A 25,896-nucleotide genomic window follows, 5' to 3' on the forward strand; every position below is an offset into this window, starting at 1 on the left:
GCGGAGCTGAACCATTCTATAACCGCAAGAAAAACTTCTGCCAAGCGCGGTCTGGCTTCTGTGAAAGTACGTCGATAGACGTTTTTCTTATGTGCTGTCCATCAAGTCTATTTTTACCGATATACATAATAGGAAGTATGCAAGATTACACGATCAGGAGGATCCGATGAACCATTCGCCTCATCTTAAATCGTATGTGAAAAAACACCCTGATAATAAAATGGCCTGGTATTTACTCGGCAAAGAGTATGAGAGCAGCGGTCAGGAGGGCAAAGCAAATTATTGCTTCAATCGCGCAGGAGAAGTGTTCGAAGCCTTCGAGCATAAACAGATTCCGGCAGACGTATGGATGGAATATCAGGATAAACTGGTTCAGATGTCCAAGGAGAAGGAGCGAAGGACGGCTCGAACACGCCACCTGTTAACTGCGTTAATGGTACTACTGCTCATATGGGTTCCTTCAGCTAATTCACCGAGACCTTCAAATGAGAATACATTTGATCCATCCGGAACTGAGCAGGCAGCAATTGATAATATTGAAGTTACGAAAGTGGCCACTGCTGATCCGAAGGAGATGGCCCAGATCGGTGTGGTTGGTGGTGTGTTTACGGCTCAAGCTCGAAAAGGGAGTGAAGCTGGAACGGGGCTTACTGATATGTTGGCTAAGACTAGCCGACTGCCATCCAAGACTACGGTGTTGGGCATGGAGCAAGGGGGCTCGTGGCTGCTCTGGAGAGAGGGCATGAAACCATTACTTAGTGTACAGAACAAAGGAAACGGCGGATTAGCTGTTCAGTCTTACGACGTAGCTGCGTGTGCTTGTAAGCCGTCAGACAGTGAAAATCTTCGCAAAGCAGGTCTAAAATGGGCTGCTGGACAGGAGGAATTAGCTGTGCTGAATAGCTCCATGCGTGCTTTTCGCTCACAGCATCAACGTCTTCCCCAGAGTCTTGATGAACTGACTCGAGACTTTCCCGCTAACACGATGTATGGTACGACAGACGGGATGAAGAAGGCTTTTACACCTATGCGTAATTTACTTGCTTCACCAGGAAAGGGAACAGGGAAGGCAATAGATTTAGACGCTGACTCGTCAGCCGGAAGCAGTCCATTACTGGCATCGTCATTGCACGGACGGCCTTTTCTGGGGCAACCGCTGCGAATTGTGGTGGACAAATCCAAGCATAGGCTCGCCCTGGTAAGTGGCAATGTACTTATTCGGAATTATCCTATCGGTTTGGGTGGAGAAAGAACACCAGAAGGGAAATTTGTGATTACCGATAAAGTAGTAAATCCGAACGGCAAATCCAACGGTGAGTTTGGTAGCCGTGGAATGCAACTGTCTGCAACGAATTATGCCATTCATGGCACGAACGAGCCAGACAGCATTGGCAAAAATGAGTCGTTGGGTTGCGTCCGAATGGGTAAAGAGGATGTGGAGGAATTGTTTGCACTCGTACCTTCGGGTACGGAGGTAGTCATTGGTAACGGGGGATTGCCTGATCAAGTGCTTGTGCCTGGTTCTCGATTTACAAGTGAGCCGCAGCATGACCAGACGAATCCCCGCAAAACCTATCACTGGCTAAATTAAAATTTTGATGCTATTGCTACTTGGTGTTTAACGATTTCCTGCTTGTGCTAAAACAATGACCAGAATAATTACAATGATGAGGAGAACAAAGCTGACGGCGGTCCATACAATCGCTTTCTTGTTCACCTCATCCTTTTTCTTTTGCAGACTGGGCGGCTTGCGCTTGGTCTTCATATCAGCAATCCCTCTTTTCTAACGAGCTAAGGTCTTGTCTTACTATGTCCATTGTAAATGGTTTGATTATACATTTTCAATGACATCTCCATGACAACTGAATTGTTCTGATGTTGCACCTCGCAAATTACTTTCTTTTTGGTATGGAAAAAGCTAAACTATTTTGTAGAGATGTTTTTTTAGGATTGTGCAAGGGCATAGAACGGAGTGGATGAATCGTGTTGTATCGAAGGATTGCGAAACCTGTTTTTTTTAAAATGAGTCCAGAGACGGCCCATCATGTAGTCATTGACGGTTTAAAACATGCGGGCTCACTTCCTGGTGGAGCAGCGACACTGCGAGGAATGTACGGAGTCAAGGAAACGGAGGATCTTGCCGTTGATCTGTTTGGCATTCATTTTCCCAACCCGATTGGACTGGCTGCAGGACTGGATAAAAATGCAGAAGCGGTTACCGGTTTTTCTTCCATCGGGTTTGGATTTATGGAAGTGGGAACGGTGACACCTGTGGGACAGCCCGGTAACGATCGGCCACGTTTGTTCCGACTGCCTCCCGATGAGGCATTAGTCAATCGGATGGGCTTTAACAATCTGGGTGCTGAGAGCATGGCCAAGCGTCTGGCTGCACTCAAACATCGACCTGTTCCGGTCGCAGTTAATATCGGCAAAAATAAAATCACGCCCAATGAGGATGCTCATAAGGACTATGAAAAGTGTATTTCCGCACTGTATCCGTATGCGGACTTCTTTGTAGTGAATATTAGCTCGCCGAATACGCCGGATTTACGAAAGCTCCAGCATGGTGATGAACTGAAGTCGTTATTGGAAGCGGTTCGGGCAGAGATGGGAGTCCAGGCGAAAAAGTATGGCAATGCCAAGTCTGTACTGGTTAAAATTGCGCCAGATGTATCGGATGAGGAATTGGAATATATGACAGATGCGATTGCTGCCAGTGGAGTAGACGGCATTATTGCGACCAATACAACGATATCCAGAGCGGGTCTGACGCACCGAAATGCGAGTGAAACAGGAGGGCTGAGTGGTAAGCCGTTGCGTGACCGTTCCACAGAGGTCATCGGACGGGTGTACCGCCAGACGGAAGGTAAGCTGCCTATTATCGGATCAGGCGGTATTTTCACGAGTCGTGATGCCTATGACAAAATTAAAGCAGGCGCAAGTCTGATTGAAATTTATACAGCATTGATCTACGAAGGGCCGGAAGTAAATAGAGCTATACATGCTGGCCTGCGTGAGCTGCTTCGAAAGGACGGCTTTAGACACATTACCGAGGCTGTTGGTGCAGATCACAGATAAAAAAGTGTTGTCGGAAGAGACAGGAGGTACGGGGATGGACGGAAGAGACTGGGGAACATTTTTACTGCCATACGATCAGGCGGTGGAAGAGCTTAAGGTCAAGTTCAAAACAATGCGTGCGGAGCTGAAAAAGCGCGAGGAATACGCTCCTATCGAATTCGTAACCGGACGGGTTAAAAAAATATCAAGCATCCTCGATAAGGCGAAGAGATTACAGGTTCCTTCTGATCAGCTGGAGACGGGAATCGAGGATATTGCAGGCATTCGCATTATGTGTCAATTTGTAGAGGATATTCGGCGGGTGGCCGAATATATCAGAAGACGTAAGGATTTGACCGTACTGTATGAAAAGGACTATATCACCAATTATAAAGACAGCGGCTATCGCAGCTTTCATATGATTGTGGAGTATCCGGTTCAGACAGCAGTCGGGCTGAAAATCGTGTTGGCAGAAATTCAAATCCGTACTTTGGCTATGAATTTTTGGGCAACCATAGAGCATTCTCTTAGCTATAAGTATCGTGAAAGCTTGCCTGATAATATGCGCACACGGTTGAAAAAGGCAGCTGAGGCAGCCTTTGTATTGGATAATGAGATGTCTTCCATGCGTCTTGAAATATTGGAAGCGCAGAAAAAGTTCGAGGATGAAGCCAATATCGTATCCAAAGTGCTAACAGGCATGCATCGGCTGTATTTCTACCATAAGATCAGTGAAACGATTGATGCGCAGCGCAGATTTAATGAACTGTGGGAACGGCACGACATGGAAGGAATCAAGCTGCTTCACGATGAGGTCAAGGAGATGCTAGAAGCCTCTACCAAGGAAGAAGACAGGGATGAGTATTAAATGGCACACCTTTCCTACGAACCGCTGTACGTGACTTATTTGGTATACTTCAATCGGGATCGGGATTACTTTGAATGTCATGAGGTACTGGAAGAGCTGTGGCTTAAGCTGGACCGTGACCCTGTATATAAAGGTTTGCTGCAAGTTGCTGTAGGGCTGTATCATTTTCGGAATGGTAACTATCGTGGGGGACATATGATGCTGGATAGTGCGGTTCACCGGTTGGAGCATGCTCCTTCGCAGGCGCTGGGCATTAATATGGTGAAGCTGGTGGAAGAGGCGCGCGTTTGCGCCCGTCAGCTTGCTGGAGCTGTTATGACCGGCACGGAAGAGCTTCAGCACCAACCGCCGGTTTATCGGGATTTGACGATTGAAATCGTCGAGCCCGGGTTGCGCCGGGCCGTGGAGAAGGCATCGTCGTCCATTCCAGTCAACATCCCGCAGCAGAGAGGTCCTCGGCGTGGGGAAAAGCATGAGCAGCGTCAGCAGGCGCTGAAAGCTTCTATTAGGCGAAGACAGGCCGCTGGCGGCTTAGGCTCTGTCTCAGCGGAAACGAAGGATGCGCCTTGAGTTTGAAGCGCGTGATTAGCAAGCAGCCCGATCCGTTTCATGAGGATCGGGCTGCTTTATCGTTTTCTTGTTTTCTTCAGGTGTGTGAACGTTTGACTAGGAGGTTACGTTCTTTTTATATTTCTCAAAGAAGGCTTTGAAATCGTCGAGTGTGTACCCGTTGTCAGAAGGATTTTCCTTCAACCCGCCTACCATACGTTCCTTCTCCACGCCTTTTTCGTAATAAATGAGCGTAGGGGTATACTCAATCTTATACTTGTCCCAGCCATCCTCATACTCACGCAGGTTAAATTCGTGCATCGTGATGTTCTCCTGCTTGCTCAAAGGCAAGAGCTTGGGAGTAGTGGCGCGGCAATGCACACAGTCGGACGCGAAATGATAGACAAAAAAGTTTTCCTTTTTATCAATTTTGCTCTTTAGATCTTCCGGCTTAATAATTTGCTGATAGTTCGGGTCATTCAGCAGCTCTTGAGTAGCGGGATTTAACGAGGCTGTGGAAACGCCATACAGCTTGTTTTTAGTACCTGAATTCAAAGCGAGCAGCACTCCAAGCAAAATGACCAGCACAACAAAAAAGCCGATGACAGGTATAAGCTTTTTTTTGTTGGATTTTTGTGCGTTCAATGCAATCTCTCCTATCAAAATTCAAAATATGTAGCTATGAATCTCATTATTATACAACATTACAGATTGTAGTGAAAGTTTGTAAATCACACCGATATTGCAGGATAACAGGTTGAATATGGTACAATAAAATTTATTTTAAAAGGACAGGATGATTACGATTATGGGTGTACAGCTCCCCACAGCATTTGTAAAGCGCATGGAGCAACTGCTCGGCGACGAATTTGAAGCATTTATGACCGCCTATGACCACACGCCCCATGCCGGGATTCGCGTCAATACGTTAAAAATTCCGGTGGAGGACTTTAAGGAACGTTCTCCGTTCGAACTGCGGCCAATTCCATGGTGTGCCACGGGTTTTTACATTCCGCACGGTACGAAGCCGGGGTTACATCCTTACTACCATGCGGGACTGTACTATATACAGGAACCGAGTGCAATGTCTCCGGTTGAACTGCTCAATGTAGCTCAAAATGAAGCTGTATTGGACTTGTGCGCTGCACCGGGCGGGAAATCGACCCAAATAGCTGCCAAACTACAAGGAAGCGGCGTATTGGTGACCAATGATATTAGCGCGGACCGAACCAAAGCGTTGGCTAAAAATGTGGAATTGTACGGTGTGCGTAATGCCGTGGTACTGAATGAAAGCCCGGATCGAATCGCCGATGCCTTTCCTCATTTTTTTGACAAGATACTAATTGACGCACCTTGCTCGGGAGAAGGTATGTTCCGTAAAGATGAGGATATGGCAAAACAATGGGAAACGCATTCGGTGGATAAATGTGTAGTCATGCAACGGGACATTTTGCGTGTAGCGGCCTCGATGCTGAGCACAGGAGGGAGAATTGTCTATTCGACCTGCACCTTTGCGCCAGAAGAAAATGAAGGAATGATCGCAGAATTTCTGGAGGCTCATCCCGATTTTGACGTAGTCCCTGTTCCATCGGAGTCAGGTTTTGCACCAGGCCACCCGGAATGGATGAGTGAAGAGGTCGCGGCCTCACATCCCGAACTGCGGGGAACAGCACGCCTTTGGCCGCATCTCGTAGAGGGAGAAGGCCATTTTATCGCTGTGTTGCAACACCAAGGTGGTCGTGTCACTGGAACTGAAGATCACACTGAATCCGGGGATTTGACTCCATTTGAGGGCAAGAATGACAGGGCATTGAACATAGATGCAGCGTATCCACGGAAAAAGCAGTTTTTGTCCGTCAAGGAAGCACTGACGCCAAGCGGTCAAGGAAGACATGCGACTGGTGAGCCTAAACGAAGTGGAAAAGGAATGGACGGGAAGTCCGGTAAAGGAAAGTCCGCGCGCGGCTTGGGTGGCAATAAGTCTCGTTCTGGCAAAGAGAATGTAAAATCCGCTGCACGCTCCCCACAAGATGTGCTGGAGTCCTATCACCAATTTGTGAAGGATCAGCTTGAGGTGTCCTTTACAGGCTATACGGTGGTCTATGGAGATCGTATTTATCAGTCGCCATTGGCATCCCATCGTTTGGACGGCCTTAAGGTGGTGCGACCAGGCTGGTTTATGGGTACCGACAAGAATGGTCGCTTTGTGCCTTCACACCCGCTGGCGGTGGCATTACGCCCTTCAGAGGCGGCTAGAAGCATCAATCTCTCCAGTTCAGATGCTGAGGCCATCCGGTATTTAAAAGGGGAGACCTTGTCCATCCCCGTTGAGAGAATGGCACTGCGGAACGAAGTCCAGCCCAAAGGCTATACTCTCGTGTGCATTGATGGTTATTCCGCTGGGTGGGGCAAGTGGCAGGACGGCATGCTCAAAAATGAATACCCTACAGGTTGGAGGTGGACATCGGTATGAGTGGAAAAGGGAGACAAACGCAACGTTTGGATAAAGTTTTAACCCATATGGGATATGGCTCCCGTAGTGATATCAAGCGACAGGTGAAGCAAGGGATGATCACGGTAAACGGGAGGATCACCAAGGATAGCGGCTTACAGGTTCATCCATACCAGGATCAGATCGAAGTGAACGGGGAACGTGTTGTTTTTCGGGAGTATATTTACATCATGCTGCACAAGCCACCGGGCGTTATATCTGCAACCGAAGATACAAGGGAGCGGACGGTGCTGGATTTGCTGAGCGCGGAGGAACGACACTTTGAGCCTTTTCCAGTAGGACGCTTAGACAAAGATACAGAAGGGCTATTGTTGTTGACCAACGACGGTAAGCTAGCGCACGAACTACTTTCTCCACGGCGGCATGTCCTTAAAACATATGAGGCTACTGTATCGGGGCATGTCACGGAGGAGGACATTCATCAATTTACAGCAGGAGTGGAACTGGATGATGGGTATGTTACCCTTCCCGCGCAGTTGACCATTCTTCGCCACGAACATCCGTATCAGGCAGATGGAGAAGTCATTTCCTATATTTCGCTTGTAATCCATGAGGGGAAGTTTCATCAAGTGAAGCGTATGTTCGAGGCGGTTGGTAAAAAGGTGACCTATTTGAAAAGAACGGCCATGGGCCCATTGAAGCTGGATGAACAGCTTCCACTGGGCAGCTATCGAGAGCTGACTAGTGAAGAACTGGCATGGATCGGCCGGGATATAGCATCTGCAACGTCAGAAGTTTGATGGGGAGATTAAATATAAAGACGCACAGGCTCTTATGAGATTCCTGTGCGTCATTTTATGGTATAGACAACCAGACAGAGAATTATTCAAACTCAACTTTTAACAACGAATCGCAGTTTGCAAATTATTGTGCGCGTGCTGCCCGACTTTTTTTCACTTCGGCTGCTTTATAAGCTGTAACCTTGTTTTTACCTGTCGTTTTGGATATGTACATCGCTTGATCGGCCTGTTTCACCAGTTCATCCGGGTTCATTTCCTTCTTCACTGTACTGTGTCCGACACTGATCGTGACAATGCTTTCTTCCGCGACCCGTTCGCGGATACGTTCTGCGACATGTCCAACCTTGGCCCGTCGATCCACAACCATTGCGACCAGTTCCTCGCCACCGTATCGTCCGGTCAGTCCGATTTCATCCAGTTCATCCTCCATAATCTGTGCGACCTGTTTGAGTACTTCATCCGCACGAGCATGACCCTGCGTATCATTCAGCTTTTTGAAATTGTCAATATCGCAAAAAATGACCGACACGCGGATTCCCTGGTCCATATATCGTCGTAGTCGCCCCGAAAAATATTTACGGTTATATAGCCCGGTCAGGCCATCGGTGATGGAAGAACGATAAATCCTTTGGAGCAGCTCCACAATTCGTTCAAATAGAATGATGAATAACGTAGTGTAGTACAGCAATGGTAAAAATGACATATATAAGACTGTGTTTGATCTGACAGCTTCTTCAGGGATGTCATTTCGCAGCCATAAATAGCCGAGCCAGAGCGAATACATGAATAAGCCCGCCACATACTTCTTTGGCTGCCCGATTCGTGGGGTGATAAACACAAGGCTCAGTATAAGCACCAGTACTCGATAAAATAGAGTGAACCCAATCAGTTTCGCTGCGCTGATCCAAGCGGGCAACAAACCTGCTGTCCAGGCAGTAACCGGCAATATCAATAACGCACCCAGCAGCAGCAAGGTCCATGTCTGCACACGTTTCAGCTTCCGGTATAGTTGAAATACGGCGGCATTGATGAGCACAAAGGCAGACGCCTCCAGCACATTTTTCCACACGATTCCTTGCAGTTGCATCTTGCCTCCGCCTGCTGAATAGAGATTCATGGCCTCATATGTCATAATAATAATAGCGGCAACCGAAAAAAGGATATAGGCTTTTTTTCGTTGTCTGCTATATATGATCACGCACATCAGTGCCATCATGAGTATAATATACAAACCGCAGGCTGCACTTACGGCCCCGGCCAGAGATGGGAAACCCAAGGTTCCCGATAAGGACAACAACGTCAACATCACCGACTCCATTTGCAAAAATAGTCAATCTATTGAATGGATGATATCGTTCCGATACAATAGACAGGATTTATCCCATTTAAAATGTTATAATTTTCTTTTGTGACTAACATTTATTCTCAATATATCATCTTTCAGAAAATCCGGAAACCTATACATACATCTGTGATCCGGGCAGTTTAATGCTTGAAAGGGGAAGCACGTCATGAAATTGCTACAGGCTCTCTTTTTCCCACCCGAGCAACCGGGAGGTGTTTCATCCATGATTCCATATCTGCAAGAGCGATTTACATCCCCCCGTTGGGAAATGGAGCTATTTTCAATCCCTAAACGGATTCGTAACAAGGGTAGGGACGAAGTAACTTTTGATACCTTTGACTGGACGAGATACGAACAGTATCCAATCGTTCAAAAATATATTCAGACGTACCGTGACTATTTGTGGTGGACCCGGCTTCGTATTCAGAAGCCCTATGACCTCATTCATGCTCATCATCCCATTGCCGGGATTGCTATGAAAACTGTTTTTCCTGACATCCCGCTCGTACAGACGATTCACTCTTCCTATGAAAAGGAGTTAATCCTAAACGGGAAAATAGAGGAGAACGGGCCTGAACACCAATTCTTGGTGTCACTGTACGGGGAAATGGAGCAGAAGGCGGATCGCCTGATAGCCGTATCTCATTCTTTTCAGCATTACTTAACTCCTTACGTTCAGAATCCGCAAGACATTGCAGTCATTCCGAATGGATATGATGAGAAGCGCTTCAAGCCCATTCCACACGAAAATGAAGTGACACAGCTCATAACCGTTTGCCGCCTTGTTCCGGCGAAAGGACTGGATATTTTATTGCGGGCCTGTGCTGAACTTAAAAAAAGAAATCTGGAATTTGTGCTTCATATTATTGGAGACGGCCCGGTTCGCCCTGAGCTGGAAGAGATGGCGCGACAGCTCGATATATACCATGAGACGATTTTTTATGGATATACCCTTCATCCAGAAGAGTTTATGCCTTTCTTTGATGTATTTGTTTTGCCTTCTCGAGCGGAGGCCTTTGGTTCGGTATTTGCGGAAGCAGCGTTGAGTTGTCTGGCATTGGTAGGTACAGAAGTGGGAGGAATACCGGAGCAGATTGAGGACGGGGTCAATGGTCTGCTCGTGCCACCCGATCATCCGAGGGCACTGGCAGACGCATTAGAAAAGGTCATCGCTGACCCTGCCTATCGTTATGAGCTGGCTAGATCTGCCTGCGATAAGGCTAAATCAAGCTATTCTTTGAGTCGGGCGGTTAACGAGTTGAAGAAAATGTATTTGAAATTTCCACACTAACCATGACGAGTATCACCTGGTTTGGGATCAGAATGCCGAAGGCTGGAGTGAGGACGTGAGGACCGGAAAGGTCTCCCGCGTCCTGCCATGATCAGTTTACTAACCCACATCAGACTGAGCATCCCGAAAATAGGATAAAGAACAGATAACAGTGAGCTGAAGCCGAACTGACTGATTAAAAAACAGGTGAGCATAATGAATAGTGTGATGAGCTTGGGCGAAATTTGGACATGCTGACGAATTTGCAGACTGACTCCGTAAATGTCGGCCACAAAGGTACTGAAGATTTCCATGAAAATGAGTAGAATGTATATGATTTCGACGAAGGCACCTAGACGATAAGCAATGCTTCCCATAGGAATTTCAAATTGCTGAATGCCCGGCATATGCGCTGACATGGCAAAGTGCGCAGCCATAAGCATAAATCCGACACCAATTCCTCCCAAAACTCCGCCCCAGCGGATGGTTCTTCGGGAAAAGGTTTGGCTGCCAAGGGGTACAAGCACGGCTTGGGCCATAGTTAGGTTGAAGGACGTGTACAGTAGTGGAGAGAGCAAGGTTCGAAATGTACTGTGATCTGTCGTATTCGTAATAAAACTCTCAGGATTGGGCATGGAGAGCGTGCTGTGAACGAGCAGAAGAGACATGATGATCATCAAAGGGACAACCACGGTGTTCATGTGCAAGATGGCTTTAATGCCTTTACTTAGCAGCAAATAAGTTCCAATCAGTGTAATAAGCAGTCCGGTTTGGTAATGCAGGTGAAGGTGCTCTACAAAAACAGAGCCGGCTCCTGCCAGCATGACACTGTTTACGCCAATCAGCACGATGAGTGTGAACCAGCTAATCCATTTCCCGGCATTGGCGCCAAAAAGATGTTTGTTCAGGTCCTCGTAGGATTTGGCTGAAATATCATGAGCGATCAGCATCATTTTCGTACCCAACCATACAAATATGATTGTGGATAGCATAATAGTGAGTGTAGCCCAACGACCGTACTGCGTAAAAAATTGCAGAATTTCTTGTCCGGTAGCAAATCCGGCACCGACGATTGTACCGATGTATGTAAAAGCAATCTGAAAAACATGAATATTACGTTTCATCCCCAGTCCCTCCTTGCCTGCTTGAATAACGCTGCAGCGAGCATATAATACAAACTATGTTCAACTGAAATAGGACATGACTGGATGAGACTGAAAAATAATTAAAGTGAATTTAATGAATAGCTTGACGGGAGCGTAATTTATGGGTCAAATCCTTGCATGGATACTGGAATACGGATATTTGGCAATGTTCGGCTTGCTTGCACTTGGAGTAGCGGGTATGCCGATACCCGACGAAGTGCTAATGATCGCCTTCGGCGGGCTCGTGTCTCAAGGGCACTACAACTTCATTGCTGCACTGGCAGTCACATTTTTCGGTAGTATGACGGGTATGATGCTTAGCTACACACTAGGGCGTCTGCTGGGCAAACCACTATTGCATCGATACGGAAAATGGGTGAGGCTTACGCCTTCTAGGATTGCCTCTTCTGAAAATTGGTTTGGGCGCTATGGTACCTGGGGAATTCTGTTCGGATATTTTGTCCCCGGCTTGAGACATGTATCCTCATATCTGGCAGGCACAACCCGTCTAGGCGTTTTTCGCTATATCAGTTATGCATCAGCAGGAGCTTTGCTGTGGTGCGGGACATTTTTGGGGATTGGACATGCGGTGGGCATGCATTGGGAGCAGGTGGCGAAGCTAATGGAGAAGGTGACGCATCGGGTAGGGCTGATCGTTATTCTTTTAATCGTTGTGGGAGGAATCATCGTATGGTTCTGGAATAAGCGTAAAAAAAATGTCACATGACCTGATGGAAAGCAGCTATAGCTTGAAAGCAGCGGGTGAAGTATGGTACTTTTACCGCATAGGAATGCCGTGGGAGGTCATGTAATGGAAGTATTAAAGGAACGAATTATAAATGAAGGCGTGATTGCATCAGATCAGGTGCTGAAGCTGGATGGTTTGCTTAATCACCAGGTTGATCCGGAGCTGACAATGGCAATGGGAAGAGAGTTCGCAGCACGTTTCCGAGAAGAGAAGATTACCAGAGTAGTGACCGTGGAGTCCTCAGGCATTGCCATCGGGTTTGCGACAGCATTGGAATTGGGTGTCCCGTTGGTATTCGCTCGTCGTAAAAAGACCCTACTAGCTGATCCAGACGCGCTGTGTGAACGCGTACCTTCGTTTACTAAAGGTATTGTTACGGATATTATGCTGTCTCGTCAATTTATTCACGAAGATGATCGTGTTCTTTTCATTGATGATATTATCGCTAATGGTGATGCGGCGCGAGGCATGGTTAAAATCATTCAACGTTCCGGAGCGGAGTTGGTTGGATTCGGTGTCGCGGTGGAAAAAAGCTTTCAGGCCGGAGCGAGAACCATCCGTGAGCAGGGTATTCGTGTAGAGTCATTGGTCAAAATTTCGTCGTTAGCGGACGGTAAGATTGAGTTTGCTGAATAGTAACAATTCAAAACTCCTGTTCCTTATTTCTAATAATAACCTTTGCATGAGCATCAATTTCGCTTATAATATAGTTAAGGTTTTGGAGAGGAGGCAGCAACATGGGGAAAGAACAATTGACCGAACAGTTTTTTCTGGAAAAACTGGCAGCGGCTAAAGTACACTTTGAGCGTGCCTTGGATTGTAAGCATACGGAATTTGACGATTTGTATCCCTATATGATTGAACATCCTCAGTTTTTTTGGTATAAACGCTATGTGGCCTGGTCTGAGTTGTTGACGTTGGTTAACCTATGCGAAGAATTGTCCTTCTCTTGGAAAGAAGAATTTACTGCTCACCAAGTGGAGTATGTAGATCAGCGAGTGTTGTCTGCACAAGTGCTGGACTTCTGGTACGAGAAGAACGATACAAAAGAACATGATCACAGTGTAAATCAGTCGGGATAATTTGTCGCTCTGTTGGCAATCCATATAAGTAGTAAGAGAAAAGAGACCTAAATGATTCATTTAGGTCTCTTTTTAAACTTTTTTCATGCATAGAATCATGGTCGCTGTGTTATTAAAAAAGTGTATAAGGAGGGACAAGGATGATTATGGACGAAGAATTGGATGCTTATCGACTCTCCGGTGAAAAGGTGCGTGTCGTACGCGATGGATTGGAGACCAACGATGTTGTTGGCATTGTACTGGCATGGGATGATGAACAGGTGCTTATTCGCCGCCAGAATCGACGTGTGGTCAAATTGGATCGCAGCTATACATATCAGCCTTTCAGCGAGCCGCGTCACAATCCCATAGATCTGGATTAGGTATGGGTTCCAAAAGGATGTTGGATAAAAATAACTGAGTGATTCATTAGGCATACAGAAACTCTAAATCGGACACAGTAATGAAGGAAAATCCAACAGAGAGGACGTGCTGTGTCAATGACGGTTATGGACGAAAAAGTACATGCATACAAGGATCAAATCAGCCATTTGGAAGATCAGTTACCCGAGGTAGTTCATGCATATCATCGCTTTACCGGAGAATGCTTTCAAGCCGGCAGCTTAGATGAGAAAACCAAGCAACTGATTGCACTAGGCATTGGCTTATTTGCCAACAATGAAGTATGCACGTTTTATCACGTAGACGAGGCGCGGTCCAAAGGAGCTAGTGATCAGGAAATTATGGAGACCATTGCTGTAGCCGCAGCGGTAGGTGGAGGACATGCTCTAAGTCAAGGGGTTACGCGTGTACAGAAGGCGTTGCAATAAAGCAAATCATCAATAGATATGCTTATACTTCGTGAAAGCGAATATAGATCGATTTGGATATATGATGGATATGGAAAGGAGCTTCCGAGCACAGTTGGTGTCTGCGGAAGCTTTTTTCTTTTACGTGTTTGTTGTGCGAGGATTAGGCTCTTCTGCTTGCGGCAACAGCAGCAGGGCGAGACGTATTACGCTTATAGGCCAAAGAGGATGTAACCAAACTTCGTTCAACGATGCGTAGAGGTTTGGAAGTTGAATTGTTTGGTAATTCGGGGCGATGTTTCTCTAGTAAAGGAAGGGCAGCTGTATGGGGCATAGAGGTTGAGAGCCCCAGATATGCTCGCATCCGCTCATACATTTCTTTGCGGAATGCTGGCATTGCCATACTGAACTGCTCTTTATTGCCTTTACTTATATAGGTGGCGTGAACGCCGGAGTGGTTTTGTTGTATGTCCAGAACATGAATGTGATATTTATTAAATTCATGTTTTACTTCAGACAGTAGGATTCCGGTACGATCTACACCTGCGTTAACCATTTCGACATAAAGATCAGGGGTTTTCAGCATACCGCTTTCTTCAAGAATTAGGCTGTCCCGCTCAAATACTTTTTGAATAAAGGTAAGGAGCAGATAACTTTTCACAAGAGACCATTCATGCTGAGTAGTATCTAAAGAGGTCATTACCATTCACCGCCTTAGGAAAATGTGATGATAATTCATAAACGATTGAAGAAAAGGAACATTCATTCCCAAGAACTTATGTTCTTATTTTAGTTTATTATTCCTTTTTTATCAAGGGGAAATTAACAAACATAAAAGGTTTGACATCTTGATATGAGCATGGTATGATCTATCTTGTCGCTAAGAAGGATTGATCTTTCGAGGATAAACGACAATTTATATGCGGTCGTGGCGGAATTGGCAGACGCGCACGGTTCAGGTCCGTGTGGGCTAACCCCCCGTGGAGGTTCGAGTCCTCTCGACCGCATCCATTAGAAAAGGTCTATAGAATTGCTCTCGTAGCAGTTTTAGAGACCTTTTTCTTATATTTCTGAGGATTTGCTCATAGTTTAAGCTGAACACGTTTCTTGTCTTCACGCAAACTATGGATTTCCAGATATGATAGAAAATTTTATGATGAAGTTATTGAAAGGTTGGATGTAAGATGGAGAAAGCAACTTTTGCAGGTGGATGCTTCTGGTGTATGGTAACTCCGTTTGAAGAGCAGCCGGGGATTCATGGCATTGTGTCAGGATACACTGGAGGAACGATTCCCGATCCGACCTATGAGCAGGTTAAAACAGGAACTACAGGTCACTACGAGGTGGTGCAGATTACTTTTGAGCCTGAGCTGTTTCCTTATGAAAAGCTGCTCGAATTATATTGGCCCCAAACAGATCCTACCGACGGGGAAGGTCAATTTCAGGACCGGGGTACACAGTATAAACCCGCAATTTTCTATCATACAGAGCAGCAACGTGAGCTTGCACAACAGTCCAAGGAGCAGTTGGCACAAAGTGGACGCTTTGATAAGCCAATTGTAACGGAGATCCTTCCAGCTTCTATTTTTTATCCGGCAGAGGATTATCATCAGGATTACCACAAGAAAAACGTGAAGCACTATAAGGAAGATCGGGCTCAATCAGGCCGTGATGAATTTATGGATAAGAACTGGTAAGCGGCTTTAACATACGTTTCTACGCACGATAAGGCAGATCAGGGAGTATTCCTGGTCTGCCTTATACATATTTAGACGAGGTTACTCACACAATGAAGGGACAGAGAAGGTGGCTGACCCGCAATGAGTACACGACGGAAGCTGCACATGAGAAATATAATAAAAAAGGCTTTAAAGGCATCGCGCGGCCGGAAAGAGCCAGCTTATGTACCTGTATTCCATTCAAGCTCCAAAATGCGAAGAACCGTAGTACTCTGTATTTCGGTATGCATGTTATTCATGGTCTGTAGTACTGGTGTTGCAGAAGCAATAGACAAACAGGACGAGTCGCAAAGGATGGTTGCTGTCATTATTGACGATCTGGGAAACAATATGAAAGGGACTGAGCAAATTTTAAATTTACCCGTTAAGATTACCGTTGCTGTGATGCCCTTCCTGCCTACAACCAAGCAGGACGCTATGGAAGCGCATAAGCGTGGTCATGACGTCATCGTCCATCTTCCAATGGAGCCAAAACAGGGAAAGCCCGAATGGCTCGGACCCGGAGCAATTAAGGCTAATATGACGGATGAAGAAGTACGTGCGAAGGTGACAGCAGCCATTAAGGATGTTCCTTATGCAATAGGGATGAACAATCACATGGGTTCCAAGGTCACTTCGGATAAGCGCATTATGTCCATTGTTCTTGATGTTTGTAAGGAGCATGGACTATTTTTTGTCGATAGCCGTACTAATTATTGGTCAGTGGTGCCTGAGCTTGCCGCTAAAAAGGGAATGCCACCAGTACGAAATGATGTTTTTCTGGATGATGTCCATACCCTCGCCCATGTGAATCGGCAACTTACAAAGGTGGTTGAATGGCTGGATGAGCACAACATCTGCGTAACGATTGGGCACGTCGGCGTGTCTGGTATGTACACATCCTCCGCTCTTCATTCGTCGGTTCCCAAGCTAAGGGAGCACGCCAAATTTGTGGGCATTAGCGATTTGGTACGTGTTGTATGGGGATGGACGAGAGATCCAGCCATCAACACTACCATGCCGTCAGATGCGCAATAATGCCTTCGGCAATAGCTCCTGCAATGCTTTTTTGACCACGATCCTCGGAAAGCATAGCTCTGTCCTGTTCGTTACTTATAAATCCGGTTTCCACAATGACAGCAGGGTGCTGGATCTTATTCAAAAGATAAAAGGGTTTTCCGTACACTGTTTTTCTATTCATGCAAAATAAGCGGTTTAATGAATGCTGAATCCGTTCAGCTAACAGATAGCTGCTGCCTTCATCCTGATACAGCACAATGGGTCCCCGTTTTTCGGCACGTTTGGTCCAATTGACATGCAGGCTTACAACCAAAGCGGTGGGCAGTTGTTCTGTTAAGCTTTTACGTTGAGCAAGGTCTTTAAGATGCCGGGATTTGGACTGTAGCCAACGGTTGTCGTCACTCAGTGCGTAGTCCTTGTCCCGATTCAGAACGGCAGAATATCCCTGGGATCGTAAAATCAAGTACAGCTTTTGAGCAATGGCGAGATTGATGTCTTTTTCCAAAATTCCTTTGTGACTTGCTCCACCATCCACACCACCATGGCCTACATCAATCAGGACAACGGGCTTGGCAAAGGCGTGATAGGACGAATGTACGCTGGGCGGAACATCTGTATACTTGTTCGGTTCGTTACTTTTATCGTCGGGCTGGGCAGCTATATAGGTAAATGGGGCAAATACAACACTGCAAAGGATACATAGACTCAATCCCAGCCTTGTCAGCCCTATCTTGTTTAACTTTTTATTCCGCACGTTCTATTCCTCCAGTGGACGAATTGATCATTTACTGATTGAAGATAGTATGTTCCATTTAAGGGAAACCATGCATAGTTATTCCCTCAGGGGTTAGACCTTTTGGAAAATGAGCAAGCTAGTTTTATCTGCACCTAACGTGTAAATCCGATATTTCCAAGCAACGTAAATGGAAAGGATGGGCGCAGATTGAAGGAGGTTATGGAGGATGGCGAAGAGTGACGAACTGGTGACGTATATTACGCAGCGGATTGTTCGCTATATGGAAACGCCGCGTGATGTTCGGCGCAGTCAAAAACAAGCCAGAGAGCCGTGGGGGAGCAAATGGTTTGGCATGTTGCCTCTCGCTCTGAAAATGTGGATGAAATCCACACGCAGAGGGCGAAGGGAGCGACATTAAGCTCGCCAAAGAGACCACAAGAGGCATAGGGTATGCCATTTTGAGGTCTCTTTTTATGTTGTAGGGATCATTCCGAATCATTATCATGTTTCTTTATAACTAGTCCAAACGATAAAATTCGCCAGCTGACAATAACTTTTTTAATGGTACAAATCGGGAAAGTCCATGATGGTAGGTTAACGCATATAAATTGGATTGGGACGGATGATCTGGGGATATCCAGGACTGATACCCACTAATGGATAAGGGACCCCCAAAGGCAAAATTGATACCTGTGGCAGAAAATATAATACGCGGTGAAATACTCAGTGTATCCTTAAATTGGCCTGTGTTACGGACAGAAAGTTTTTGCTTGGGTTGAAGCCAACCCAGGTCGTCATAGGGATCGAAAGGAGCAGACGAGACCGTAACCGCCTGCGCCTGTGTTTTCAAAAAGGGAACAGATGAAGAGAATGCGTTGTTCTGAAGCTTATGTTTCCAACTCCCATCTGCCACTTCTACAGGTAACGGATCGCCAGTCACAGCATCAATACATATTTGGCTGCCTGTAGAGGAACGCACCAGCCAGTAGGCTAGTAGCGGTTCCTCATACATAGGTGTGATTTGCAGCTTGTCGATAGATGAAAGATCAGTATCTGTGAGCGACACCAGGGATTGACGAAGTACATCCATACTATAAGGCCCACTCGGGCCATTCCCGTATTCGTTGAGTTGATATAAGCCTTTTGAGTCTGATCCGATAATCAGATAGCCGATATATTCTCCCGCACGGTTTACTTGAACAAGCCAACTATGGGTTCCAGGTCCGAGCGGATGATAGCTAAGCTCAGCATCTTTCCACGAGGCAAAAGGGGGCTGCGACGATAGGGATTGTACTGTGTTGTTCGCAGCCTGTTTTACGTCTGCGGGCACGCCTTGCTCCTCAGTAGGAAAACTTGCAGAAACGTCACCCGGGGAAGAGGTAATCGGACTCGTGGAGTTCAATGGAGGAACCCACGAGCTTTCGTTGTAGAGAGACACCGAGTTTAAATTGTTGCTTTGTGCGACTGAGGGAGCCGCATGAATGGAAGCGAACGGACAGACTGCGGACAGGCCGATCAGAACTGCTGCGATCATACCTATGCTATAGTGCCCGGAATGACTCTTCTTCAATGGTATCCACCTTTCTGTCGGCTTGATTGCCCGACGGAGGCATTTCTTTTTTATCCAGCATACAGCCTGTCCCATAAAAAGACTGCTGCACCTTGTCGGCGTAAATGTCATATCCAGGTTCGCTTTTTGCTGTCGATACATAGGAGACATGTTTAACCAAACTTGTGGTTACAGCAGCGGAAACTGATGTAGGCTGAAGCAAGATGTTACAAGCTGACGATATCTCTGCAACTCTCCTGCGAAGGAGCGAGAGATATCGGTTACCGCAGATGAAATATCCCGCAGTTAATGGCGGATACGAGTACCTTTGGCTCATATTGCCATACCATTTCTTTACGTCGGGCTTGATGCTGCTCGGAAATGGCTTCTTTTTTTTCCTCTTCCTCTTTCTGCTCCTTGATTAGATCTTCGTAGTAGTGGTCAATGACCTCCAATTCCTCGCGCAATCGTTCCTTCGCCTGCTCAGCCCAACCATAATCTTGCTCACGGAGTTGTTCAGTGAGGTAGCTTTCAAGCGAGGTGGAAGCTTCAGGAACAGATAGCTTGGTAGGCTGTACATGCATATTGCCAGCCAGCAGCGGGCTGAGCTGCCGGGTTTCGAGCATGGCACCAAAATCGGTTACAATGGTGCCGCTTTTGAGCGAAATACCTAGCCAATGAAGTTCCTCACGCTTCAAATCGCAAGCGAATTCAATTTTATAGCAGATGCTGAGCCAAGCTTCATAGACTACGGGAGAGCGGGCAGACAGCTGACGAGCATCAGGCTGCTCAAACAAATAAACATATTTTCCTCCATCCCGTGCGGCTTCAAAAATTTGATGCAGCCGACGGCTTCCATATCGAAGCTCCTCCTGCAAAATACGTCCAGGTCCCAATTGTGGTAACGTCGGTACATGACCGAAGTAACGCCCCATGACCTGATCTTGTGCTGCGTTGCCTGATGCTGGAGTTGGGGGTGTATGATCCGCTAAACGTTCCTGTTCTGTGCGATAGGCTTCCGCATCAAAGATGAAGGTGAAGGACATCGTCTGCGCTGGAACGCCAGTACGCTCCACGTATCCCCAATAGTAGGGGCGGTTTGTTAAGGCTTTATCCGCTTCTGGAGAAAGCATGACGGTTACATGGTGTTGCGACTTCTCAATGACACTGCATCCCGTAGCTTCCAGATAGGTGTGGACAAAACGCTGGACTTGCTGTGCATTCATGGTCAAACTAGCGACCTCCCTTCACACTGCGTCGAGCTTTGCCCGGAGGAACCGTATTGCCTGCGAAACCTAATAAATCCTCGGTGTTTGGCTGGTCTGTGCGCAGTTGTTCCATTTCCTGTTTGATGGAATCCAACGAGTGGCCCAGCTTTTGCATTTTTTTGCGAATTTCATCATCGCTACTGGATTCAAGCATGATTTTATACAAACTTTTTTCAATGGATTCTTTCTTCTCAAACTTCTCCAGAATAACGTCCAATCCGCCAATGACCATCTCAAACATATTTATTTTTTCATGCAGCAGATGTAGGATATGCTCCTCAATCGTTCCGGTTGTGGACAAGTTGAAAATATTAACATCATGCGTCTGTCCAAGTCGATGCACCCGTCCGATTCGCTGCTCCACGCGCATGGGGTTCCACGGTAAATCGAAGTTAATCATATGGTGACAAAATTGAAGGTTAATGCCTTCACCACCCGCTTCGGTGGCAATCATGACCTGAATGCGCCCACGGAACAGATCCATCATCCAATCCTTGCGTCCACGGTTCATACCGCCTCGGTAAGGAACAGCAGATAGGCCACGGTCACGGAAATAGTTCAGCAAATACTCCTGTGTGGCTCGGTATTCTGTAAAAATGATCACCTTTTCGTTCATCTGACGGATAAGCTCGAGCGCCTTTTCTGCTTTGGAATTGGCCTTAATCGCTTTAATGTGTGCAACCAAATCCCAGACACGATCGCGTAGGGGAGAGTCTGGAGCCATTTTTTTAGACAAATTGACCAGCGTCACGAACACAGCGTCCCGGCTGCTGCACACTTCCCGTTGAAGGGTAACGAGAGACAGCATGCTACTTAAATTTCCGCCATTCGCCTGGTATTGCTCTTTGACAAAAGAAGTTACCCCATCGTACAGCGCTTGCTCTTCCGGCGAAAGTTCCAAGTGAATGTTGGAAACATTTCGTTTGGTGAATTGAACTGGGCCTTCTCCGCGACGATTGCGGATCATGACTTTAGACAGCTCATCCTTGAGCTGATCTTCATTTTTGGGCAGACGTTTATCTACAACAAAGTTGGCTGAAAAATCGCCATGTCTTCCCAATTGACCGGGCTTGAGCAGTGTAATCAGGTTAAACAGCTCAGACAGATCGTTTTGTACAGGTGTCGCTGTCAGGAGCAAACAATATTTTTTACGCAGCTTCATAATGAACTGGTAGTTGGATGTCTTTTTATTTTTCAGCTTATGAGCCTCGTCTATAATGAGCAGGTCATAATCGGTATCTAGCAGGATGTTACTATGGGGCTCTCGCTTGGCGGTATCCATAGAGGCCACGACGACCTCGGAAGACCAAGAATACGCTTTTTTCTGGGCGACAGCGGGAATACCGAATTTGCTGTTCAGCTCACGCACCCATTGTAGGACCAGGGATGCGGGTACAAGAATAAGCACTTTGGAAGCCAGTCCGCGAACCAGATATTCCTTTAGGATCATTCCAGCTTCGATCGTTTTGCCCAGGCCGACTTCATCGGCAAGAATGGCACGTCCGGACATTTGAAACAGTACCTTCCGAGCGGTATCCAGCTGATGGGGTAGTGGAGTGAGGTCTTGCAAATGCTGTAGGCATTGAAGCTCATCGAAGTTCGGCACCAGTTTGACTTTTTCTGCCTCAATGGCCAGCTGATACAGATTCCAATCTCCCCAAGGGCCGCCTTTGCGTAGGCGTTGGTCCAGCTCATCCTGCCAGCTTCGATCAAATTGCACCGGAACAGGCAGTGGCGCTTGATTGTGTATGTGCGGGGAACTTGTCGATTTGGCTTTCATGATGATTCCCTCCCTCCTGGTAGTAGCACAGTTGAAGCTCTTGGTTCTGTCACATATGTGGCATCTATTTTTGCACAGATCGTAGATGTAGTATGGACGGAAAATGATATCTTCATAACAGGAGGGATGAAATCCTTTAGCTGCCTTCCATTAACTTTTGGAGTTTACTTTCCGTTGAGGCTTGCGCATTGGGGGTGTAGATGCTGCAACGGAGATCAACGCTGCCTTGTACCTGAAGAGAAGTCAGGTCAAATAGCATTTTGCCAGCCTTGGCATGACGAAATTCAATGAGCACCTCCGGTGCGGAGCTTACTTCACTCTGATTCCAAAGCTCGTTAAACTCTGGGAAGGCCTGGCTCATATTTTGTATAAATTGTGCATACCAGGGGTCTGTCACGTATTGCCCGTAATAAGCGCGGAAAATAGCAAGGAACCCCTTTACAAAGTGTTCCCAATTCACGGCTAGACTTTTAAACTCCTTTTTGGTAAATAGCAGTTCAATCATATTGCGTTGCTCATGTGGTAGCTCGGCAAAATCCATAAAAACATGAGCAGCAGCGGCGTTCCAGCCGACAATATGACAGCGCCGATCTGAAATAATAGCAGGGCAGTAGTGCAGCTCTTGTACGATCTTTTGCAGAGAGGGAGAAATGACGGCTTGCTCTGCAGGGGCAGGAAGGCTGTGAGACCCGGCCTCGATCGCCAAATCATACAAATATTTGCGCTCATCTGTGTTCAACTGCAATGCGGCAGCAATAGCATCCAACACAGAGGCGGACACCTTAATATCTCGTCCTTGCTCCAGCCAGGTATACCAAGTCGTACTGACACCTGCCAGCTGAGCGACTTCTTCTCTGCGCAAGCCTGGTGTTCTGCGACGTGATCCTTGGGGGAGACCGACCATATGTGGGTGTAGGCGGGCCCTTTTTGTTTTTAGAAAAACAGATAGTGCTTCCAGACGTGCTTCCAGACGTGCTTCCGTTTTCATAGGTATTTTCTCTCCATTCAATGGGTATATCCGAAGTGAGCAAATAAGGCGTTTACTATAGTAGTGTTCATTATACCAGGATAAACAAACACTTGTAATAGGATAAGACAAGGGTAAAATGAGGATTATAAGTAAGTCACTGAGCAGGAGGAATGAATAGCTTATGCAAAGAGTAGTGATAACAGGTATGGGTGTCGTTTCCCCACTGGGAAATGAAGTGGACACGTTGTGGAAGAATTTGCTGGAAGGCAATTCAGGTATACGTAAAATTGATACATTCGATGTGTCCGATTTGAAAGCACAAATTGCTGGACTGGTACAGGATTTTGATGCAGAAAAGCAATGGGGACGTAAAGATGCTAGACGAATGGATCGGTTTACTCAGTTTGCATTATATGCGGCAGAACAAGCGCTTAAGGATTCCGGTCTGGAACTGGATGACACCGATTTGGAGCGTGTAGGTGTCTATGTGGGATCGGGAGTCGGCGGTTTGGATACGTTGGTGGACAATGTAGATGTACTGCTACAGCGTGGACCGGGCAGAGTTAGCCCGACGCTGGTACCCATGATGATCTCAAATATGGCTGCTGCTCAAATTAGTATCGCGTTTGGAGCGATGGGACCTACGCTTTCCCCCGTGACGGCTTGCTCTATTGGGAATACAGCAATTGGAGAGGCGTTTCGGACGATTCGTACAGGAGATGCGGATGTCATTTTTGCCGGTGGAGCTGAAGCGGCGGTGACTAGACTGGCCTTGGCGAGCTTCGCTAATGCGACTGCCTTGTCCACACGTAACGAGGAGCCTTCCATAGCAAGCCGGCCGTTTGATCAGGATCGGGATGGTTTTGTCATGAGCGAAGGTGCAGGTATTCTGGTACTGGAGTCATTGGAACACGCTATCCGCCGTGGTGCGGAAATCTATGGTGAGGTCATCGGTTATGGAGCCAGTTCGGATGCTTATCACATGGTTGCACCGCATCCCGAAGGAACCGGAGCTTATCTAGCAATGAAAGCGGCCCTTCATTCAGCCCGCATCTCCCCGGAAGAAGTGGACGTGCTCAGTGCCCACGCAACGAGTACGCTGCCAGGGGATGTAGGGGAGACGCTAGCGATCCGCAAGTTATTTGGAGACTATGCCTATCAAATCCCGGTTACCGCTAATAAGTCCATGCTGGGTCATATGCTGGGAGCTGCGGGTGGCGTCGAAGCGATTGCACTGGTACAAACCCTGCGAGAAGGCATCATCCCGCCAACGATAAACCTGGACAACCCGGACCCTGCTTGCGATCTGGATTATGTGCCTCACGAAGCGCGCAAGGTTCCACTAAATATTGGGTTATCTAATTCTTTCGGCTTCGGTGGTCATAATGCGGTCATTGTGCTGAAGCGCTACGAGTCATAATTTGTAAGGAGTTATTGAAACCTCAGGCATTCTATCCAACCGGATAGAGTACCTGAGGTTATTTTAATCGAAGAATAACAGATTCATTTTAGATCCGGATTTTGCAAAATCCGATACTAGTCGCTCCAAAGTGCAAGATATAGACGAACTAAACCATTTCGATCTATATCTTGTTCATTGAAAGTCGCTCATTGGATTTTTGCTAAATCCCAAGATAAGAGATAGAGTAAGATGAAGGAATATGATGAGGAGCTCATGGCTTATTTTTACTAAGAGTGAAAGGTTTTGAAAAAAATGAAAATTGACCGATTGCTTTCTATCGTCATTTTGCTGCTAAAGAAAAATAGAGTACAAGCGAAGGAACTGGCTGATTTATATGAGGTTTCGATCCGAACGATCTATAGAGATATTGAAGCGATTAGTATGGCAGGAATTCCGGTGGTGACTTATCAGGGAGCCAATGGGGGAATTGGCCTGATGGAAGGATACCGCCTGGATCGCAGTATGCTGACGGATCATGATGTCAAGGACATTGTAATGGGGCTGCAGAGTTTGTCCTCGTCGTTGGGCGGCCCAAATGTGTCGCGGTTACTTCATAAATTTGAAAGTATTATACCGGAGTCCGGGAAAGAGCAATTTAGTGTCAATACCACACAGTTTATCGTTGATCATTCGGGATGGGGGAATCAGGCTGCGCAGGAAGGTAAATTGATAAAGGTAAAAGAAGCAATGAGCCAAGCGCGTACTATCGCTTTTACCTATCGAAATGCGGGAGGAGCCATAACAGAACGGAATGTTGAACCGCATACGCTCGTTCTGAAAGGACAACAATGGTTTGTATATGCATATTGTCCCGATAGGGAGCAGTTTCGTCTATTCAAACTTTCGCGCATGAGTGACCCTGTGGTTACAGAGACCGTTTTTGCTCGCAGGGATCTTTCTTATGAAGTGCTGCCCTGGAATGAGGAGCGGATGGAGGTATCCAGAGCTGTACAACCATTTACGCTGCAATTTAACCGTAACTCAAGGCATTTGGCGGAGGACTGGTTTGGTGTAGAAGCATTGACCGAGCAGGAGGAAGGGATCTATACGGTTTCGGTCCCGTTTCCCGAGGATGCATGGGCGTACGGATTTATTTTAAGCTTGGGACCGGATGTGGTTGTCAAAGAACCAGCCCATTTGCGGGACAAGATTCATAAGATGGCGCTGCGTATTGCATCTAATTATGAAGAAGTTCGGGAATCATCTTAGATTAAGTAAAACAAACCTGACCCATAGTTGTCAGGTTTGTTTCGTTATACTGGTGGCATACCTGATATCAGTTAGCGAAA

28 protein-coding genes and 1 tRNA gene are annotated in these 25,896 nt (G+C 46.7%); 18 read left to right on the forward strand and 11 right to left on the reverse strand.

Annotated elements, in window-relative coordinates; all coding sequences use genetic code 11:
* Positions 1-166: 166 nt before the first annotated feature.
* Positions 167-1,591 carry a L,D-transpeptidase gene (locus NSQ68_RS09220; RefSeq protein WP_342428656.1) on the forward strand — a complete coding sequence of 475 codons (1,425 nt, stop codon included), beginning with the start codon at positions 167-169 and terminating at the stop codon, positions 1,589-1,591.
* Positions 1,592-1,618: 27 nt separating this feature from the next.
* On the opposite strand, the gene NSQ68_RS09225 is transcribed toward NSQ68_RS09220, so the two are convergent.
* Positions 1,619-1,765, reverse strand: coding sequence for a hypothetical protein (locus NSQ68_RS09225; RefSeq protein WP_023988033.1), 147 nt, complete (start codon positions 1,763-1,765; stop codon positions 1,619-1,621).
* 218 nt (positions 1,766-1,983) lie between these two features.
* Here NSQ68_RS09225 and NSQ68_RS09230 point away from each other — a divergent pair, with 218 nt between their 5' ends.
* From NSQ68_RS09230 to NSQ68_RS09240, 3 genes are read left to right on the forward strand one after another with little or no spacing between them, the layout of a single operon-like run.
* Positions 1,984-3,078, forward strand: a complete 1,095-nt coding sequence (locus NSQ68_RS09230) for a quinone-dependent dihydroorotate dehydrogenase (protein WP_029516721.1) — start codon at positions 1,984-1,986, stop codon at positions 3,076-3,078.
* Positions 3,079-3,112: 34 nt separating this feature from the next.
* The gene (locus tag NSQ68_RS09235) at positions 3,113-3,925 is read left to right on the forward strand and encodes a GTP pyrophosphokinase family protein (RefSeq protein ID WP_023988035.1); all 813 of its coding nucleotides are present in this window, start codon (positions 3,113-3,115) and stop codon (positions 3,923-3,925) included.
* Complete coding sequence (locus NSQ68_RS09240) at positions 3,926-4,495, forward strand: DUF309 domain-containing protein (protein WP_342428657.1); 570 nt, start codon at positions 3,926-3,928, stop codon at positions 4,493-4,495.
* Between the two features lie 96 nt (positions 4,496-4,591).
* Here the strand turns inward: NSQ68_RS09240 and NSQ68_RS09245 are convergent, their stop codons facing one another.
* On the reverse strand, positions 4,592-5,119 hold the full coding sequence (locus NSQ68_RS09245) for a thioredoxin family protein (RefSeq protein ID WP_342428658.1): 528 nt from the start codon (positions 5,117-5,119) through the stop codon (positions 4,592-4,594).
* 163 nt (positions 5,120-5,282) lie between these two features.
* Here NSQ68_RS09245 and NSQ68_RS09250 point away from each other — a divergent pair, with 163 nt between their 5' ends.
* Both NSQ68_RS09250 and NSQ68_RS09255 read left to right on the forward strand, forming a co-directional pair.
* Positions 5,283-6,947: an RsmB/NOP family class I SAM-dependent RNA methyltransferase gene (locus NSQ68_RS09250; RefSeq protein ID WP_342428659.1), complete on the forward strand. Its 1,665-nt coding sequence runs from the start codon at positions 5,283-5,285 to the stop codon at positions 6,945-6,947.
* Positions 6,944-7,726 (forward strand): pseudouridine synthase, encoded by a 783-nt coding sequence (locus NSQ68_RS09255; RefSeq protein WP_342428660.1) that lies wholly within the window; start codon positions 6,944-6,946, stop codon positions 7,724-7,726. The genes NSQ68_RS09250 and NSQ68_RS09255 overlap by 4 nt, the downstream gene beginning before the upstream one ends.
* A gap of 124 nt (positions 7,727-7,850) precedes the next feature.
* On the opposite strand, the gene NSQ68_RS09260 is transcribed toward NSQ68_RS09255, so the two are convergent.
* Positions 7,851-9,032: a GGDEF domain-containing protein gene (locus tag NSQ68_RS09260; RefSeq protein WP_342428661.1), complete on the reverse strand. Its 1,182-nt coding sequence runs from the start codon at positions 9,030-9,032 to the stop codon at positions 7,851-7,853.
* Between the two features lie 205 nt (positions 9,033-9,237).
* On the opposite strand from NSQ68_RS09260, the gene NSQ68_RS09265 reads away from it, so the two are divergent.
* Positions 9,238-10,362: a glycosyltransferase family 4 protein gene (locus NSQ68_RS09265; protein WP_307349544.1), complete on the forward strand. Its 1,125-nt coding sequence runs from the start codon at positions 9,238-9,240 to the stop codon at positions 10,360-10,362.
* On the opposite strand, the gene NSQ68_RS09270 is transcribed toward NSQ68_RS09265, so the two are convergent.
* Positions 10,359-11,465 (reverse strand): hypothetical protein, encoded by a 1,107-nt coding sequence (locus tag NSQ68_RS09270; RefSeq protein WP_307349546.1) that lies wholly within the window; start codon positions 11,463-11,465, stop codon positions 10,359-10,361. The genes NSQ68_RS09265 and NSQ68_RS09270 overlap by 4 nt on opposite strands.
* Positions 11,466-11,607: 142 nt before the next feature.
* On the opposite strand from NSQ68_RS09270, the gene NSQ68_RS09275 reads away from it, so the two are divergent.
* From NSQ68_RS09275 to NSQ68_RS09295, 5 genes are all read left to right on the forward strand, one after another.
* On the forward strand, positions 11,608-12,213 hold the full coding sequence (locus NSQ68_RS09275) for a DedA family protein (protein ID WP_342428662.1): 606 nt from the start codon (positions 11,608-11,610) through the stop codon (positions 12,211-12,213).
* Between the two features lie 84 nt (positions 12,214-12,297).
* Positions 12,298-12,870 (forward strand): xanthine phosphoribosyltransferase, encoded by a 573-nt coding sequence (locus NSQ68_RS09280; RefSeq protein WP_039270032.1) that lies wholly within the window; start codon positions 12,298-12,300, stop codon positions 12,868-12,870.
* Between the two features lie 101 nt (positions 12,871-12,971).
* Positions 12,972-13,316 carry a hypothetical protein gene (locus NSQ68_RS09285; RefSeq protein ID WP_007429850.1) on the forward strand — a complete coding sequence of 115 codons (345 nt, stop codon included), beginning with the start codon at positions 12,972-12,974 and terminating at the stop codon, positions 13,314-13,316.
* Positions 13,317-13,456: 140 nt separating this feature from the next.
* On the forward strand, positions 13,457-13,678 hold the full coding sequence (locus NSQ68_RS09290; RefSeq protein ID WP_029516731.1) for a hypothetical protein: 222 nt from the start codon (positions 13,457-13,459) through the stop codon (positions 13,676-13,678).
* A gap of 117 nt (positions 13,679-13,795) precedes the next feature.
* Complete coding sequence (locus tag NSQ68_RS09295; protein WP_013309744.1) at positions 13,796-14,125, forward strand: carboxymuconolactone decarboxylase family protein; 330 nt, start codon at positions 13,796-13,798, stop codon at positions 14,123-14,125.
* Between the two features lie 142 nt (positions 14,126-14,267).
* Here the strand turns inward: NSQ68_RS09295 and NSQ68_RS09300 are convergent, their stop codons facing one another.
* Positions 14,268-14,804, reverse strand: coding sequence for a hypothetical protein (locus NSQ68_RS09300; protein ID WP_342428663.1), 537 nt, complete (start codon positions 14,802-14,804; stop codon positions 14,268-14,270).
* Between the two features lie 222 nt (positions 14,805-15,026).
* Here NSQ68_RS09300 and NSQ68_RS09305 point away from each other — a divergent pair.
* From NSQ68_RS09305 to NSQ68_RS09315, 3 genes are all read left to right on the forward strand, one after another.
* Positions 15,027-15,111, forward strand: a tRNA-Leu gene (locus NSQ68_RS09305).
* A gap of 177 nt (positions 15,112-15,288) precedes the next feature.
* Entirely contained in the window at positions 15,289-15,801 is a 513-nt protein-coding gene (msrA, locus tag NSQ68_RS09310; RefSeq protein ID WP_307349575.1) for a peptide-methionine (S)-S-oxide reductase MsrA, read from the forward strand.
* Between the two features lie 123 nt (positions 15,802-15,924).
* The gene (locus tag NSQ68_RS09315; RefSeq protein ID WP_342428664.1) at positions 15,925-16,860 is read left to right on the forward strand and encodes a divergent polysaccharide deacetylase family protein; all 936 of its coding nucleotides are present in this window, start codon (positions 15,925-15,927) and stop codon (positions 16,858-16,860) included.
* Here NSQ68_RS09315 and NSQ68_RS09320 read toward each other — a convergent pair.
* Complete coding sequence (locus NSQ68_RS09320) at positions 16,835-17,596, reverse strand: N-acetylmuramoyl-L-alanine amidase (RefSeq protein ID WP_342428665.1); 762 nt, start codon at positions 17,594-17,596, stop codon at positions 16,835-16,837. The two genes, NSQ68_RS09315 and NSQ68_RS09320, sit on opposite strands and share 26 nt — an antisense overlap.
* Positions 17,597-17,804: 208 nt before the next feature.
* Here NSQ68_RS09320 and NSQ68_RS09325 point away from each other — a divergent pair, with 208 nt between their 5' ends.
* Positions 17,805-17,996, forward strand: a complete 192-nt coding sequence (locus tag NSQ68_RS09325; protein ID WP_029516735.1) for a YqzE family protein — start codon at positions 17,805-17,807, stop codon at positions 17,994-17,996.
* 99 nt (positions 17,997-18,095) lie between these two features.
* Here NSQ68_RS09325 and NSQ68_RS09330 read toward each other — a convergent pair whose 3' ends face one another.
* From NSQ68_RS09330 to NSQ68_RS09350, 5 genes are all read right to left on the reverse strand, one after another.
* The gene (locus tag NSQ68_RS09330) at positions 18,096-19,148 is read right to left on the reverse strand and encodes a hypothetical protein (protein ID WP_342428666.1); all 1,053 of its coding nucleotides are present in this window, start codon (positions 19,146-19,148) and stop codon (positions 18,096-18,098) included.
* Positions 19,120-19,350, reverse strand: a complete 231-nt coding sequence (locus tag NSQ68_RS09335) for a hypothetical protein (RefSeq protein WP_307349584.1) — start codon at positions 19,348-19,350, stop codon at positions 19,120-19,122. Before NSQ68_RS09335 ends, NSQ68_RS09330 begins: the two co-directional genes overlap by 29 nt.
* 58 nt (positions 19,351-19,408) lie before the next feature.
* Positions 19,409-20,359 (reverse strand): YqhG family protein, encoded by a 951-nt coding sequence (locus NSQ68_RS09340; RefSeq protein ID WP_342428667.1) that lies wholly within the window; start codon positions 20,357-20,359, stop codon positions 19,409-19,411.
* A 1-nt stretch (position 20,360) separates the two neighbouring features.
* Positions 20,361-22,175, reverse strand: a complete 1,815-nt coding sequence (locus tag NSQ68_RS09345; protein ID WP_342428668.1) for an SNF2-related protein — start codon at positions 22,173-22,175, stop codon at positions 20,361-20,363.
* A gap of 136 nt (positions 22,176-22,311) precedes the next feature.
* A complete protein-coding gene (locus NSQ68_RS09350; protein ID WP_342428669.1) occupies positions 22,312-23,163 on the reverse strand; it encodes a helix-turn-helix transcriptional regulator in 852 nt (283 codons plus the stop codon).
* A 163-nt stretch (positions 23,164-23,326) separates the two neighbouring features.
* On the opposite strand from NSQ68_RS09350, the gene fabF reads away from it, so the two are divergent.
* Both fabF and NSQ68_RS09360 read left to right on the forward strand, forming a co-directional pair.
* Complete coding sequence (gene fabF / locus NSQ68_RS09355) at positions 23,327-24,565, forward strand: beta-ketoacyl-ACP synthase II (protein WP_342428670.1); 1,239 nt, start codon at positions 23,327-23,329, stop codon at positions 24,563-24,565.
* A 294-nt stretch (positions 24,566-24,859) separates the two neighbouring features.
* A complete protein-coding gene (locus NSQ68_RS09360) occupies positions 24,860-25,816 on the forward strand; it encodes a YafY family protein (RefSeq protein WP_342429097.1) in 957 nt (318 codons plus the stop codon).
* Positions 25,817-25,896: the final 80 nt, after the last annotated feature.

Source organism: Paenibacillus sp. FSL L8-0158 (assembly GCF_038592965.1).
GTDB classification, from domain to species: Bacteria; Bacillota; Bacilli; order Paenibacillales; family Paenibacillaceae; genus Paenibacillus; species Paenibacillus polymyxa_D.